Raw genomic sequence first — 15,703 nt, 5'->3', positions numbered from 1 at the left:
AAATTCAATATTGAAATAGTAAAACCTGCAAACGGTTTTTAATGACTGCTTTCAATAGGAAAGCGCATCGATAAGCTTATGAATGCTGCCTGTGAATAGAAGATAAGGGTCTGAAAATAACAGGCCGGCCATGGTGAAGCCTAATAAATCCGGCCTGCGGTCTGTGAGTATCGCTAATTCTGAAGACGAAAACCCGGATCTGAAGCAACTCTAAACCAACGAGCCTGCGCCTTAGCAGAGTAAGGATAAGACCTCATGTAATCAGGCGTCGATTTTGGAGCTGTCAGTCTGGTTTCTGAATTGAATATTATTAAAGGCTTTTAAAATCGAGCGGTTTGCTGATTGGCTCTGAGAGACCGTTTGGAAAATCACATGTGAGCTATTTCGACGCATGAGATTAACACCCATGACAACGAAGATCATGGCCTGTGACACGTCAACGCGTCGCCCGTAATCACTCACGAGCTGCCGTCAGCGGGTGATTCTGGCCATCCGGCCCCTCTGCTCCGGCGCTCACATCCAGAGCTTGAATCACATTGGAGCGATGTTTCAAACAGGCTCTGGTAGCAAACGATCTTTCAGAAAATGAAAACAAAAAAAGCCACGGAGATTTCTCTCCGTGGCTTCCCGAACAAGTCGAGGACTCTGTCCAGACTTACTGCGGGTTATCTACACCGGCATGCGTATCCGGAGAGAATGTCCATCCTTCACCATAAGGCTGCGGACCGAAGAGGCCCCAGCTGGAGGTGCTGGTTGGTTCATCCGTCCAGGAACGACGGTCCAGAACAGACTGGCTGGCCTGACGCAGCTTGGAGACGTCAGACGCCGTTACGTTGGCCGGAGCCTTGTTGCCCCATGAGGTACGGATGAAGTTCACGACGTCAGCAACCTGCTGATCGTTCAGGATCTTCTGGTAACCCGGCATGGCGACGGCTGAAGGAGCCCAGTTGGTCGGCGGGAGAACGCCACCGGCTGCCACGATATGAGCGACAGAGGTCGGGTTTTCCGAAACGACAACAGGGTTTCCAGCCAGTGGCGGGAACATGCGGTCTACTGCTGCACCGTCGTTACGATGGCAGATGGCGCACTGCTGCACGTAGACATCGGCACCGGTCATGCCAGCTGTCTTGCCGGCATCAAGAGCCTGAGCCGTGGACGGATCGTAGGTGTAATCGCCCTTGGCTTTCGGCACTTCCGGCAGGCTCTTCAGATACTTCGCCGTGGCGCGAAGATCGTCCTCGGACCAGTACTGGGTGCTCCATGCCACCACATCGGCCATTCCGCCGAATGCTGCGGAGTGATCGATACGACCCGAACGCAGGAACTGAACCAGATCATCTTCCGACCAGCGGCCGAGACCCAGAACAGGATCGCTACGCAGGCTGGGGGCAATCCAGTTGTCGATCGGCGCGCCGCCGCCAAGGAAGTCTGCACCACCTGCTGCATCGTAGGCTTTCTCCTGCATGGAGAAACCACGAGGCGTATGGCAGGCGCCGCAATGTCCCGGACCCGTGACGAGATATTCACCACGAGCGACGACAGGATCCGTGCCCGGAGCCGGCGTGAACGCCTTCGGAGCCGGAGCAAACATCTTGCCCCAGAAAGCGAGCGGCCAGCGCATGGACAGGGGCCAGGAGATGTCAGCCGGCTTGTTGGGCTGATCTACCGGAGCAACGCCATGCATGAAGTAGGCGTACAGTGCCTTGATATCGTCTTCCGACATGCGGGCGAAAGACGGATAAGGCATTGCCGGATACAGCGCCGAGCCATCCTTGCGGATGCCGTGGCGGACTGCCTTGTCGAAGTCTTCCAGCGTGTAGCTGCCGATACCGGTCTTGGGATCAGGTGTGATGTTGGTCGAATAAATCGCGCCAATCGGGGTTTTGATCTGGAGACCACCCGCAAAAGCGGTGCCATGCAGAGCTGTATGACAGGCCACGCAGTCACCAAGGCGCGCCACATAAGCGCCCTTGGCCACCAGGTCGCTGTCGTCAGCGTTCTGCGCCAGAGCAGGGGAGGCGCTGAGCGCGGTCCCTGCAAGAAGCCCGACCACAGCTGCGCCAAGCGCAGCTTTAAGTCCTTTGATCATTGTTTCACCACCGCGGTGCTTGTGTTGGAAGGATGCCATTTGTCACGGTCTCCCATTTCACGGGGTGATACCGAGCGCAGGAGCGGTCGGGATTTTGTTCGGATTCTTCCGAGCTTCAACCTCGCGCTCATACGTGTCGGTCGCACGTTTGATCAGGTAGTTCCGGATGCTCTCGATTTCGTCCGGCGTCATGGACGTATCGAAGCGATCCATGCCGTACGCCGTCAGAGCACCACGTCCCACGACGTTGTAGAAAGCGTCCTTGTGACGGATGGCGCCGGACCAGCGCAGATCCGGAAGCATGCCGCCGGCCTCGGCGTTATCGCCATGGCAGGTCTGGCAGTAGGTCTGGTACTGGAAGTAGCCCTTGTCGACCAGCTTCTCGTCAAACTCCGCCGGTGGTTTCACAGGGAGGAAGCCGATGCTGTTCCATGTCGGCAGCTTGGCCTTGCCGTCGAGTGAGAACACCGCGAGGTAGGAGTGGTTGACCGTCCAGCCAGCAGTACGGCTCATGCCGCCCATGGAGATCGGATAGATACCGCCCCAGCCAACTTCGATCGCAACATACTGCTTGCCGTTGACGCTGTAGGTCACCGGGTTTGCAATGATGCCGCTCTGCAGATCGTATTTGAACAGATCCTTGCCGTCTGTGGCGTCGTAGGCGTGGAATTCACCGGTTGCGAGGCCCTGGAAGACCAGATCGCCGCCAGTTGCCAGCACGCCGCCGTCCCAGCCGCCCGGACGCTCAATGGACCACTGCGCCTGCAGCTTGACCGGATCCCATGCCAGCAGCCAGCCCTTCAGATCCTGCATGTAGGCAGCGCGGGCTTCAGGCGTGTCAGGCAGACCTGTCTTGGTCATGTCGAGACCAAGGTTCCAGGAATCAGGATGCGGCTTGAAGCCACCGGCCTGGTTTTTGTAGCCGAACGGAATCTGGTGAGCTGGCAGATAGATCAGATGCGTGCGCGGGCTGTAAGCCATCTGCATGAAGTTATGCGCACCCAGAGGACCCGGAATGCCGTACCAGTCCTTGCCGGTCAGCGTATACAGACCTTCAGGATTGAAGATCGGACGGCCGGTTTTCGGATCGAGGCCATAAGCCCAGTTCTCATAGACGTAGTTCTTGCCCTGAATGAACTGGCCGGTCTTCGCGTCGAGGACGTAGAAGAAGCCGTTCTTCGGAGCGTGAACGACCACATGGCGGGTCTCGCCGTTGATCGGCAGATCAAGTGTCATGATCTGCTGGACCGAGGTGTAGTCCCACTCGTCCATCGGTGTCGCCTGGAAGTGCCAGACATACTCGCCGGTCTCAGGCTTGATCGCAACGATGCTGCCCAGGAACAGGTTGTCGCCGATACCGTTGGAGCGGTACTTGTAGTTCCAGGGAGAGCCGTTGCCGACACCCAGGTAAACAAGGTCCGTCACCGGATCATAGACGATGGAATCCCAGACGGTTCCGCCACCGCCCTGCTTCGTCCATGCGCCGGTCGGGCTCCATGTCTTGTAGGCCTTGTTCATCAGCACGCTGTCGGACGCGGCATGATCGGGCTCGTTCTTCGCGTTCGGAACCGTGAAGAAGCGCCAGTCGAGCTTGCCGGTCTCGGCGTCGAACGCGGAAACAAAACCACGGGCGCCGAACTCGGAACCACCGTTACCGATGATGACCCGGCCTTTGGCGATACGCGGAGCGCCATCGACAGTATAGGAGCGCTGCTTACCGAGCGCGGCGTCCTTGGGAATGGTGTTGACGCTCCAGACGACCTTGCCGGTCTTCGCGTCAAGCGCGATCAGGCGACCGTCGAAGGTGCCGACATAGATCTTGCCATTCCAGTACGCGATGCCGCGGTTGACAGTATCACAGCAGCCACGGACGGCGACATTGCCGGGCACTTTGGGGTCAAAGGCCCAGAGCAGCTCACCGGTGTCGGCCTTTAGGGCCTTGACCTTGGACCAGTTCGTGGAGGCGTAAAGAACGCCGTCAATGATCAGGGGCGTGCCTTCCTGACCACGGTTGGAGTCAAATTCGTAGAACCAGGCCAGTTTCAGATCGCCGACATTCTGGCGATTGATCTGGTCGAGCGGGCTGTAGCGCTGCTCTGAGTAGGTTCGCCCGTAAGAGAGCCAGTTTTCCGGATGATCATCAGCGTGGATGATCGCTTCTCCGGTGGCTCCCTGGTCGTCAGCAGCGCGTGCAGCGCCTGTAGGCTGACCCAGGGCCGCGGCAAGGATGGTTCCTGCCGCGAGTAGGCCAAGAAAGGAAGTCTTCCTGGCGGCTGAGGGACGGCTCATAGTTATAGTCCTCATGCTCACTGATTGCAGATTCAGTCGGCAAATCAATGCGGAATTACCGTTGTGTCGTAGTCAGCCGACATGAACCAATGATGTCAATCGTGTCATCTGATTACGGCCTATGCGTGAAATGAGGGGGACCCTCACCGCTCCAAACGGAGGATGCCGTCAGATAACATGAAAAAATGGACAGAAAATTGCGCTTTCCCGTGCTGTGACGGGTCTATGTCGCAATGGAGCCTGTTTTTCATCTGTGCTGAGGAAGCCAGCAATCAGGAGAATAGGGAACATCCTGCAGGGAAAGAGTCCCGCTGTAGACTCACGGAAAGGTGATGGTCGGAGGGCGCTATGAGGTTGGAAAGTCCCAGAATCGTTTCGATGGCAGCGTTGTAATATTTCGTCGGTGCGCATCGCTGGCGTGGATGATTGTAAGAGTCGCCTTTTGCTTCGACGATGCTCTATAATAAAGGCCGGAAGCAGTTTGCGGGCGTTCTTGAAGAGCGTTCCGACAGACATATATATACGTACACAATTAAAGGTACACCGTCAGAGCATCTGACAGTTTAAGGAGTGGTTATGTCCTTCAGTCGCGACTTTCGTTCGTCGCCTTTTGCCACCGGAGCTCAATCCGCGACTGTGGATGCAGGGCTGCGGGCTTATATGCTCCGCGTCTATAACTGGATGGCATCAGGCTTGTTGCTCACGGCACTCGTTGCTTACCTGATTGCGGAAATACCGTCCGTGCGTTCCCTGTTCTTCCACGTGCAGGGATATCAGGTTGCGCCAACCGGACTGGGCTGGCTGGCGATGATCGCGCCGCTGGGCTTCGTCATGGTGATGTCCTTCGGCGTGAACAGGCTCTCCCGTTCAGCGGTGCAGACTCTCTTCTGGCTGTTCTGTGCGGTGATGGGAGCCAGCCTTTCCAGCATTCTGCTGCTGTATACCGGCGTATCGGTGGCTCGGGTGTTTCTGGTGACGTCAGCGACCTTCGGTGCAACGTCCCTGTGGGCATACACCACTGGCGCCAATCTGATCCGCTTCCAGTCCTTCCTCATGATGGGCCTGATCGGACTTCTGATTGCGGGACTGGTGAACATGTTCCTCGGCAGCCCGGCTCTCTACTTCATCTACAGTGTAGTGGGCGTCTTCCTCTTCATTGGGCTGACGGCTTTCGATACGCAGCGGATCAAGGTCACGTACCCGCAGTTCGCTTATTATGAAGGACCGGAAGGGGCAGCGAAGCGTTCGGTTTACGATGCGCTGAACCTCTATCTGAACTTCATCAACCTCTTTCAGTTCATGTTGCAGTTCATGGGAACCCGTAACAGCAACAGCGAGTGAGGCTGTCTCGCTTCTTCTGATTGGCGCGACTCTGCCCCGGCCTCATGAGGTCGGGGCTTTTTTTGACTCGTGGAATGTCCGCGTTCAGTGAGCGTGTCCCCCCCGTGTGATGCATGGCATATCCAAAAAAATAACACTTATTCGAAAAATTTTGAGAAGAATGGCAATTCTGTGAAGCGATGGGAAAGAGAGAAAGGTCGGGTTTGTTGCGGTAAATTGATCTGACACCACCTTAATGAAATATATTGAAATATTACGTGATGTCAGCTTTGGGGTGATCTGGCCTGCTTTTGGCAGGAAACAGCGGAACGGAAAGGCGTATGGTGCATTGTGATAACTAAATTGTGGGATTATTGAATCGTTGTAATGCAACGTGGACGGAAGCGATCTGTGCCTGTGGGCAGGTGTGATCCGGAACGACCTTGTTGGAGAGAGACCTACAAGTATGTCAGAATCGAGGGACGTACGATGAGAAACAAGTACCTGAAGGGAGCAGCCAGACTGGCTGGTCTCGCTTCGGTGCTTCCACTGGCGGGATGTGACTGGGACATCCTGGACCCCAAGGGGCCAGTGGGAGACCAACTGAAAACCTTGATCGTTGAGTCGACGGTCGCAATGCTCATTGTGGTTGTCCCGACAATCATCATGGCATGCTATTTTGCCTGGAAGTACCGGGAGTCCAACACGGACGCCGAGTATCTTCCGAAATGGTGCCACTCGAACAAGATCGAGGCGGCGATCTGGGGCATTCCGACCCTGATCATCATTTATCTGGCAGTCATCACCTATCAGACCTGCCACTCGCTGGATCCGTATCGTCCGCTGGACGCAGAAGCGACGACGAAGCCTCTCGAGGTTGAAGTTGTTGCCCTGGACTGGAAATGGCTCTTCATCTATCCGAATGAAGGCATTGCCACAGTCAACCAGCTGGCAATTCCGGTGAACACACCAGTTCACTTCGTCATCACGTCCGATGCCGTGATGAACTCGTTCTTCATTCCGCGTCTTGGTTCCATGATTTACGCCATGGCGGGCATGCAGACGCAGCTTCATCTGATGGCGACGGAAGCTGGCGACTACCTCGGTGAGTCCGCCAACTACAGTGGTCGCGGCTTCTCCGACATGGAGTTCCGTACACTCGCAATGCCGCAGGATCAGTATGCAGCATGGGTCGAGAAGGTACGTTCTTCATCCGATCAGCTGGATGACCAGACCTACCCGCGTCTTGCTGCTCCAAGCGAGGCCGAGCCGGTCAAATACTATTCTCATGTCGAGCCGAACCTCTTCGACCAGATCGTGGCGAAGTACAATAACGGCATGGTCATGGACAAGAGCACGGGCAAAATGATCCACGTTCAGTCCGCGATGTCCGACATGAACATGAAGGAGTAGGATCAAAATGCTAGGGAGATTATCGTTCGCGGATATCCCGTTGGATGTGCCGATCCTTGTCGGCACGTTCCTCGGCGTCGCGATAGCTGGTATCGCCGTTCTCGGCCTGATTACGTATTTCGGCAAGTGGGGCTATCTCTGGAAAGAGTGGCTGACTTCCGTTGACCATAAGCGTCTGGCGGTGATGTATGTCGTCGTCGCTCTGCTTGCTCTTGTGCGCGGTTTTGCCGACGCCATCATGATGCGTACCCAGCTTGCGCTGGCCTACGCGGGTAACCCCGGCTATCTGCCGCCACATCACTATGACCAGATCTTTTCGGCCCATGGCACGATCATGATCTTCTTCATGGCGATGGCGTTCATGACGGCTCTGTTCAACTTCGTGGTGCCGCTTCAGATCGGTGCGCGCGACGTTGCTTTCCCGTTCCTGAACAACCTGAGCTTCTGGATGACGGCAGTCGCCTTCGCGCTGATCAACGTCTCACTGTTCATCGGTGAGTTCTCTCAGTGCGGCTGGCTGGCTTATCCGCCGCTGTCCGAAAACCAGTTCAGCCCCGGTGTCGGTGTCGACTACTATATCTGGGCAGTTCAGATTTCGGGTGTCGGCACGCTGCTGACCGGCGTCAACTTCTTTGTCACCATCGTCAAGATGCGTGCTCCCGGCATGACCTGGATGAAGATCCCTGTGTTCACATGGACGGCTTTCTGCGCCTCCGTGCTGATCATGATCGCCTTCCCGGTTCTGACCGTGGCTATCGCTCTTCTTGGCCTTGACCGTTATTTCGGGATGCACTTCTTCACGAATGATGGTGGCGGCAACCAGATGCTCTACCTCAGCCTGATCTGGACGTGGGGTCATCCGGAAGTCTACATTCTCGTTATCCCGGCGTTCGGCGTGTTTTCTGAAGTCGTTCCGGCATTTTCCCAGAAGCCGATCTTCGGTTATGCGACGATGGTTTATGCGACCTGCGCCATCATGGTGCTGTCGTTCGTCGTCTGGGTTCATCACTTCTTCACCATGGGTGCAGGTGCTGACGTCAACGCGTTCTTCGGTATCGCGACGATGATCATCTCCATCCCGACGGGCGTTAAGCTCTTCAACTGGCTGTTCACCATGTACAAGGGGCGCGTTGAATTTCACGCCACGATGTACTGGGCTGTCGGCTTCATGATCACCTTCACCATCGGCGGCATGACCGGCGTGATGATGGCGATCCCGGCTGCTGACTTTGTTCTTCACAACAGTCTCTTCCTCATCGCCCACTTCCATAACGTCATCATCGGCGGTGTGTATTTCGGCTATATCTGCGGCATGAACTTCTGGTTCCCGAAGGTCTTCGGCTTCAAGCTGAACGAAACCTGGGGCAAGCGGGCGTTCTGGTGCTGGTTTGTCGGCTTCTACTTTGCGTTCGTTCCGCTTTATGTCCTCGGCTTCGAAGGCATGACGCGTCGTCTGAACCACTACAGCAACCCGGCATGGCATCCCTGGCTTCTGATTGCTGAAATCGGCGCCGTGATGATCCTGTTCGGTATCGTCTGTCAGGTCACGCAGCTTTATGTCTCGATCCGTGACATGAACCTTGCTGAAAACCGTGATGTGACCGGTGATCCGTGGAATGGTCGTTCGCTTGAATGGTCGACGTCTTCACCGCCGCCGCCGTACAACTTCGCTATCGTTCCGCACGTTCATGAATTCGATGCGTTCATGCACGACAAGGAAAACGGTATCGACACCCGTCAGGCAGGTGGACCTTACCAGCCGATTCACATGCCGAAGAACACGGCGGCCGGTTTCCTGGTCGGTGCGTTCAGCTTCGTGCTTGGTTTCGCTGCAATCTGGTACATCTGGTGGCTGGCTGCGATCGGACTTGTGGGTGTTTTCGCGACGGTTATCGCACGCAGTGCGAACCAGGATGTTGATTACTACATCCCCGCCGAGGAAGTTGCCCGGATCGAGAACGAGCACTCCCGCAAACTTATGGCACAGGCGGCTGAGTAATGGCGCACGATACAACTCTCTCTGACGCGCACGCAGAGCACGAACACCACGAACTTCCGACGGTGTTCGGGTTCTGGGTGTATCTGATGACGGACTGCATCATTTTCGGATCGCTGTTCGCCGTCTTTGCAGTCCTCCGGAACCAGTATGCCGGTGGACCGACAGGCAAGGAGTTGTTCGAAATTTCGGGGCTTGCGCTGGAAACAGCGCTCCTCCTGATCTCGAGCATCACCTATGGTTTCGGCATGATCGCGGCCCACAAGGGTCAGATCAAATCTGTCCAGATGTGGCTGGCCGTGACCTTCCTCCTTGGTCTTGGGTTTGTGTTCCTTGAAGTCAGGGAATTCGCTCATATGATCGCTGATGGCGCTGGTCCGGATCGCAGTGCGTTCCTGTCGGCGTTCTTCACCCTGGTTTCGACTCACGGTCTCCACGTGAGCTGTGGTCTGATCTGGCTGGTCGTCATGATCATCCAGCTGTCCGGCGTGAGCGCGATCAATGAGCGTATGATGAACAAGCTCACCATGCTGAGTCTGTTCTGGCACTTCCTCGACATCGTGTGGATCTGCGTGTTCACCTATGTCTATCTGGCGAGCATGATCTGATGAGTAACGACCATTCAGCAGCCCATGGGGGCTCGAGCCACGGTAACGCAACCTCGTATATCATCGGGTTTGTTCTTGCCGTTATCCTGACAGCCGCAGCGTTCATCGTGGTGATGGGGCATAGCCTCTCACCATCCGCGACGCTGATGGCCATTACCGTGCTGGCAGCGATTCAGGTGGTCGTTCATCTGATTTTCTTCCTGCACATGAGCACAACAGCCGAGCAGGCCTGGGATAACAAGGTCTTCCTGTTTACCCTTGGTTTTGTTGCGATCTTCTTTGTCGGTACGATGTTCATCATGGACAACACGGCCGCACATATGATGTCGCGCTAAAAGATTGTCAGTCCGGTCGCTGCGGCGGCCGGACGCATGGTCTGGAAAAGCCCTGCCCGTTAATTCGGGTGGGGCTTTTTTTTTGACATGCTGCAATCAGATTGTCAGTGATAGCGGATCGACAGAAATGGGAATAGGCCGATGGGCAGACACTCTTCTCAGGCCTGGTTCGCTGTCAGACGTTATGGATATGGTGCCGGGCGGCCCATCAGCTGGCAGGGATGGAGTCTGTGGATACTCTTTTTAGGAGTAACGCTGATTCCGACTCTGGTCGTTCCCTGGATTGACGTGTCTCGACCATTGCTGGCCGAAGGCCTTGTCATGCTTGTCGATGGGATCGCAATCGTTTCGTTTGTTCTGATCTGCAAGGCTCGGACGGATGGAGACTGGCGCTGGCGCTGGGGAAACACGACTGATGACCAAAGATCTCCGGAATGAGGAGATGTCCTCCATTTCAGATTTCAGGATCTGAAAGAAGAGTCAAACTGCGGCTTGGCAGCCAGCAAACACGTTGGCGACCAGATGCTCATTAAGCCAACAGCAAACAGAAGCACTTCTCCTCTTTCCCGGTTAATTTTAATAAACCGGGATCAAAGGGAGTGAGGCCCTTTGTGGGGTTCGGGACAAAGCCCGGAAAGGCCAATATTTCTGTATGGGTAAACCGTCCCCTGTTTGGTCCCATCCAGTGGGCAGGAGTGGCGTCTTTCTCCTCCCCTGAACCCGGCAGCCCATAAAAAAAGCCTGCCCTTTTACAGGCAGGCTTTGTCCAGACACGGAAAAATGTCTGCTCAGTCTTTCTGAGGCTCCGGAGAGAGAAGCTCTCTTTTGTTCGGCTTGTCTTTCCACTCTTCCGCATCCGCAGGTGCTGTGCCTTTGCGGGTGATGTTCGGCCAGAGTGCTGCATATTTCGTGTTGATCTCAGCCCAGGACGTGGCGCGATCATCACTGTCAGGGAAAATGGCTTCGGCCGGGCATTCCGGTTCGCAAACACCACAATCGATGCATTCATCAGGATTAATGACGAGAAAATTCTCGCCAGCGTAGAAGCAGTCTACCGGGCAGACTTCCACGCAATCCATGAACTTGCAGCGAATGCAGTTTTCAGTGACCACGTAGGTCATCGTCATCTCCGATTATCAGGGGCCTGACACTGGCGTCAAAGCCGGGTGTGAACGGACGGTCGGAACTCAGCCCGCATATCGAGGCGCACCTATGCGGCGGATTTCCTACAGAAGCAAGCCATTGGTGCGGAAAACGCACGGGTGTTGCCGAATGGCCCATATGCACGGCTGCGTGAAAGAGATTCAGGCGGGCGTGCGGGCCAGCAGGGATGAGAGGATGGCAAAGGGTGTTTCCTTTGCGGGTCGTCGTGATTTTGCTGACCGTGAGTGATGTTTTTTCGGACCGTTCTGGGGTTTGGAGAGCATCCAGAACGGATTGGGGCCCGCCATATTGGACGGGAGAGGACGAGGGGCTTCCAGCCGCAGGCCCAGAGAGCGGAGTATGGCAGGCACATCCGCCGTCTTGGTGCCGAGCCAGGGAGCGAAATACTCAGGCAACGCTACACTGTTCTGTCGTGTGCGGAAAGATAATGTTCTGACAAGTTTCTCCACCATGTCGAGGCGGAGTCGGACTGGGCCGCAGGCAGGCCATCCAAGCGCATCAAAATGCGCGGCAGGAAACGCAGCCGCCGGAACCGAGACGGCGGAAGGAGGTGGCAGTTCTATCGGCTCCGCACCGGAATGCACGGCCATCAGAAGCGCACGGAAACGCATGGGGCGTGGTTTGAGTAGTGCGGGCAGATAGAGCCACCCCAGAGCGCAATGCACTCCCAAGCGATGGAGAGGATGATGCTTTGTCAGCGGAAAGCGGGCGAGGGCCTGCCCGGCCCCTTCCATCATTTCATGCAGAGCGCCGCGGGTGTCGGCGCTGGCGGCTGCGAGAGCGTGGACCCTGAAAAGAGGAGCCAGTTCCCGGGCGATATGACGCGAGACAAAATCCGACAGACGCGCCCGGACAGTGTCCCGCTGGCGGGTGTCCAGAAGATCGTCGCCCCGCAACATGATTGTTGGGTGCAGCACGTCTCGCCCCGCACGCAGGCGGGCGATCCCGATGCCTTCCCAACTGATTTCACCCGTCTGGTGGTCGAGCACGAACGCAGCGTCATCGGCGTGCTGGCAGGCCTGCACACGCAGGGGGATCTCGGTTTTCAGAGCGCGACGGGCGGCGCGAGCGAGGGTGGCGCGGTCCGATTGCGGCAGGTCCGGATCAAGATGGAGCTGGAAGCCCTGCATCCTGCCGACCGGATGCCCTTCAACAATGACTTCGCCGTCGTTTTTGACCGCCGAGAGAAGCGGAGCGTTGCTTTCATTTTCGAGCAGTCGGATCAGATGGGCCGAGCGCCTGTCCACGAAACGGGCCGTAAGACGCTCATGCAGCGCGTCCGAAACCTTGTCTTCGACAAGTCGTGTACGCTCCTGCCACATGGGAGCATTTGTGACCCAGTTTTCCCGGTTGGCGATGTAGGACCAGATGCGGATACCGGCAAGGCGCTGCATGAGCGTATCGACATCGCCGTCCACACGATCGAGACGTCCCAACTGTTCTTCCATCCATGTCGCGGGCAGACGACGCTGCTCCACCAGAAGACTGAACACGCGGCTGCAAAGCTGCGCGTGGCTCCGCTCGCCAATCTTGCGGAAATCGGGAATCTGGCAGACATCCCACAGCAGTCTTGTGCGGGCGCGGCCCGTGGCGGCCGTCATGATCTGCGGTTCGTGCGCCAGCGTGGCGAGAATTAAGGCGTCGCTGGTCGGCTCGCTGGCCTGTAGGCCGCGCATCGGTGGCGGTACGGACAGGCTGGCCATCAGGGCGCGGGGACTGGAGAAATCCAGTCTGTCATTCCGCCAGATCAGCCGTTCGAGCGGATCGAACTGATGGTTTTCAACAGCCTCGATTATCGGATCAGGCACCGGCGGACAGCGTCCGGTTGTGCCGAACGTGCCGTCTTTCGCACCACGCCCGGCCCGTCCGGCGATCTGTGCAATCTCGGCAGCGGTCAGAGGGCGGCGACGTGAGCCATCGAACTTGGAAAGGCCGGCAAAGGCGACATGGGCGATGTCCATGTTGAGGCCCATGCCAATAGCGTCGGTGGCGACGAGGTAATCGACTTCCCGATTCTGATAGAGCTCTACCTGCGCATTCCGCGTGCGGGGCGACATCTGCCCCATGACCACGGCGCATCCACCCCGTCGGCTGCGGATCAACTCCGCAATGGCGTACAGTTCGGCTGCCGAAAAAGCGACAATGGCTGAGCGTGCCGGAAGTTTTTCCAGTCGTGCCGGACCCGTAAAGGTCAGGGCCGACAGGCGGGGGCGGGTGTCGATGGTGATTTCAGGCACCAGCCGACGCATCAGGGGGGCGATTGTTTCCGCCCCGAGGAAAAGCGTCTCGCCGGTGCCGCGCGCATGCAGCAGGCGGGACGTGAAAATATGGCCACGTTCCGGATCGGCGCAGAGCTGGATTTCGTCGATTGCGAGAAAGGAAACCTGCCGATCGACGGGCATGGCTTCGACCGTGCAGGAAAACCACCGCGCGTCGGGCGGGATGATCTTCTCCTCGCCGGTGATCAGCGCGACGCGGGAAGCCCCCTTGCGGGCGACCAGCCGCTCATAATTCTCGCGTGCCAGAAGCCGGAGCGGAAAGCCGATGATGCCGGAGGGATGGGCCAGCATCCGCTCGATGGCGAAATGCGTCTTGCCCGTGTTGGTCGGTCCGAGAATGGCGTGAAGATGGTGGTCTGTCTCGCGACCGGACGCGCCATGAAAAGCATGACCGGACGATCTGGCGAAAGAACCGTCGGCGCCCGCCGGAGCGCAGGCGGGGAGCGAGCGAAGTGAAAACGGGTGGGTAGGGAACCCTGTCATGCAGGCATGGTCCGATGGCTCGACAGGAAATGCAAGGGCCGGTTGTGATCGCGGGCGATGTTGCGTCCGGGGATGTTCGGGCGCAGCCTGCGCCCATTGATCGTTCATGAAGCTGGAGATGTCCGATGGGTGCTGATGGATTGGCCAAAAAGATGGAATGCTTTGTTACGGGGCGCGTGCGGGAGCCGGTTCACGTTGTGCATGGCGTCCGGACTGCCGACCTCAAGGAACTGACATCTCTGGTTGGTGCGGCCGGAGCGCGTTTTGCGGCGGATACAGGATTCACGGCCGCATCCGGGCAGTTGACGCTGGTGCCGGCCGCATCGGGCGAGGTGACCGCGCTGCTGGGACTGCCATCTCCCGACAGGATCGACCCATTCGTATTCGGCGGTCTGGCCAGAGGTCTGTCGAAGGGTGTCTGGACCCTGTCGTTGCCGGATGACGTGGATCGGGGCATTGCCGTGCTGGGCTTCGCTCTTGGCGCCTATCGCTATGCTCTTGGCGAAACGAAGCCTCTTCAGGTTCGCCTTTATGAAAAAAAGCCTGACCCATTGGCTCTGGAAATGGCGCAGTCGATCTGGCTGGGGCGCGACCTGATCAATACACCCGCCAATCTGCTTGGGCCGGAAGATCTGGCCGAGGCCGCTGAGGCGGCGCTGGAACCGTTCGGCGCCAGGGTGAAGGTCATCAAGGGAAAATCGCTCGAAGCCGCCTATCCGCTGGTCGCGCATGTCGGAAACGGGTCCGAGCGCCGTCCGCGTGTTGTGGTGGCGCACTGGTCCGGCTCGAAAGCGAAGAAAGACGCGCCGCTGCTGTCTCTGGTGGGTAAGGGCGTGTGCTTCGATAGCGGCGGCTACGACATCAAGCCTGCATCCGGGATGCTGCGGATGAAGAAGGATATGGGAGGGGCCGCGACCGTTCTGGCGCTGGCGCGTCTGATCATGGCGCGGGATCTGCCTTTGCGACTGGAATTACGTCTTGGCTGCGTGGAGAATTCGGTTTCCGGTACGGCGATGCGGCCGCTTGATGTTGTGACAGCCCGAAACGGCCTGACCGTTGAAATCGGCAATACCGACGCGGAAGGGCGACTGGTGCTGGCTGATCTGCTGACCGAAGCCAGTGAAGCCCATCCGACAGCGCTTATTGATGTGGCGACTCTTACCGGGGCGGCGCGTGTGGCGCTTGGTCCTGATCTGCCGGTTGTGCTCGGAAATGATGATGCAATGGTCGAGGGGCTGCTTGAAGCGGGAAAAACCGTTTCCGATCCTTTCTGGCGACTGCCTCTGTGGGATGGATACCGCGACTGGCTCAGGAGTTCTGTGGCGGACCTCAATAACATCACCTCGAAACCTTTCGCGGGAGCCATAACCGCTGCTTTGTTTCTTGAGCGTTTTGTTGAATCTGATGTGCATTGGACGCATATCGACAGCTATGCGTGGAATGATTCAACGCGTCGGGGAAGGCCAGAAGGCGGGGAAATCCTAGGGTTACGGGCAATCTACGCTGCTCTTCCGCGTGTGCTGGGCATGACGGATTTATTAAATTCGTGAGAATAACGATTTACCTGAAAAACTATTCATTTGTTACGGCTTTAAATCGTATCAGAACAATCTATATGTGCTTGCAATGAGAGATAAAGCTGACTGCGTGTCAGCGGACAGGGTGCTAACCTTACCTGTCTGAAAACAGGGAGTAATATGATGGCTCAGGCCAGGACAACGACACTT

General features: G+C 57.1%; 11 protein-coding genes and 1 pseudogene. 7 read left to right on the top strand and 5 right to left on the bottom strand.

Going from position 1 to position 15,703, the window contains the following annotated elements; genetic code table 11:
- Positions 1 to 378: 378 nt before the first annotated feature.
- The 3 genes and pseudogenes from GVI59_RS11845 to GVI59_RS11835 all read right to left on the bottom strand — a co-directional run.
- Positions 379 to 471: pseudogene (locus GVI59_RS11845) on the bottom strand (IS5/IS1182 family transposase); the annotation flags it as partial.
- A gap of 184 nt (positions 472 to 655) precedes the next feature.
- On the bottom strand, positions 656 to 2,089 hold the full coding sequence (locus GVI59_RS11840) for a cytochrome c (RefSeq protein ID WP_173574431.1): 1,434 nt from the start codon (positions 2,087 to 2,089) through the stop codon (positions 656 to 658).
- A gap of 57 nt (positions 2,090 to 2,146) precedes the next feature.
- Positions 2,147 to 4,378, bottom strand: coding sequence for a PQQ-dependent dehydrogenase, methanol/ethanol family (locus GVI59_RS11835; RefSeq protein WP_173574430.1), 2,232 nt, complete (start codon positions 4,376 to 4,378; stop codon positions 2,147 to 2,149).
- Positions 4,379 to 4,954: 576 nt separating this feature from the next.
- On the opposite strand from GVI59_RS11835, the gene GVI59_RS11830 reads away from it, so the two are divergent.
- The 6 genes from GVI59_RS11830 (at position 4,955) to GVI59_RS11805 (ending at position 10,488) form a co-directional block, all read left to right on the top strand.
- On the top strand, positions 4,955 to 5,719 hold the full coding sequence (locus tag GVI59_RS11830) for a Bax inhibitor-1/YccA family protein (protein ID WP_173574429.1): 765 nt from the start codon (positions 4,955 to 4,957) through the stop codon (positions 5,717 to 5,719).
- A 468-nt stretch (positions 5,720 to 6,187) separates the two neighbouring features.
- Positions 6,188 to 7,111 (top strand): ubiquinol oxidase subunit II, encoded by a 924-nt coding sequence (cyoA, locus tag GVI59_RS11825; protein WP_173574428.1) that lies wholly within the window; start codon positions 6,188 to 6,190, stop codon positions 7,109 to 7,111.
- A 7-nt stretch (positions 7,112 to 7,118) separates the two neighbouring features.
- Complete coding sequence (gene cyoB / locus GVI59_RS11820) at positions 7,119 to 9,110, top strand: cytochrome o ubiquinol oxidase subunit I (protein WP_173574427.1); 1,992 nt, start codon at positions 7,119 to 7,121, stop codon at positions 9,108 to 9,110.
- Positions 9,110 to 9,715, top strand: a complete 606-nt coding sequence (cyoC, locus tag GVI59_RS11815; protein WP_173574426.1) for a cytochrome o ubiquinol oxidase subunit III — start codon at positions 9,110 to 9,112, stop codon at positions 9,713 to 9,715. Before cyoB ends, cyoC begins: the two co-directional genes overlap by 1 nt.
- Positions 9,715 to 10,050: a cytochrome o ubiquinol oxidase subunit IV gene (gene cyoD / locus GVI59_RS11810; RefSeq protein WP_173574425.1), complete on the top strand. Its 336-nt coding sequence runs from the start codon at positions 9,715 to 9,717 to the stop codon at positions 10,048 to 10,050. The genes cyoC and cyoD overlap by 1 nt, the downstream gene beginning before the upstream one ends.
- Before the next feature lie 141 nt (positions 10,051 to 10,191).
- On the top strand, positions 10,192 to 10,488 hold the full coding sequence (locus tag GVI59_RS11805; RefSeq protein WP_173574424.1) for a hypothetical protein: 297 nt from the start codon (positions 10,192 to 10,194) through the stop codon (positions 10,486 to 10,488).
- 350 nt (positions 10,489 to 10,838) lie between these two features.
- Here the strand turns inward: GVI59_RS11805 and fdxA are convergent, their stop codons facing one another.
- Both fdxA and GVI59_RS11795 read right to left on the bottom strand, forming a co-directional pair.
- A complete protein-coding gene (gene fdxA / locus GVI59_RS11800; RefSeq protein WP_173574423.1) occupies positions 10,839 to 11,171 on the bottom strand; it encodes a ferredoxin FdxA in 333 nt (110 codons plus the stop codon).
- A 183-nt stretch (positions 11,172 to 11,354) separates the two neighbouring features.
- Positions 11,355 to 13,976: a helicase-related protein gene (locus GVI59_RS11795; protein ID WP_173574422.1), complete on the bottom strand. Its 2,622-nt coding sequence runs from the start codon at positions 13,974 to 13,976 to the stop codon at positions 11,355 to 11,357.
- A 125-nt stretch (positions 13,977 to 14,101) separates the two neighbouring features.
- Here GVI59_RS11795 and GVI59_RS11790 point away from each other — a divergent pair, with 125 nt between their 5' ends.
- Entirely contained in the window at positions 14,102 to 15,526 is a 1,425-nt protein-coding gene (locus GVI59_RS11790; protein ID WP_173574421.1) for a leucyl aminopeptidase family protein, read from the top strand.
- Positions 15,527 to 15,703: the final 177 nt, after the last annotated feature.

The organism is Acetobacter sicerae (genome assembly GCF_011516765.1).
Classification (GTDB): domain Bacteria; phylum Pseudomonadota; class Alphaproteobacteria; order Acetobacterales; family Acetobacteraceae; genus Acetobacter; species Acetobacter sicerae.
This window is presented reverse-complemented; position numbering and strand designations above follow the sequence as displayed.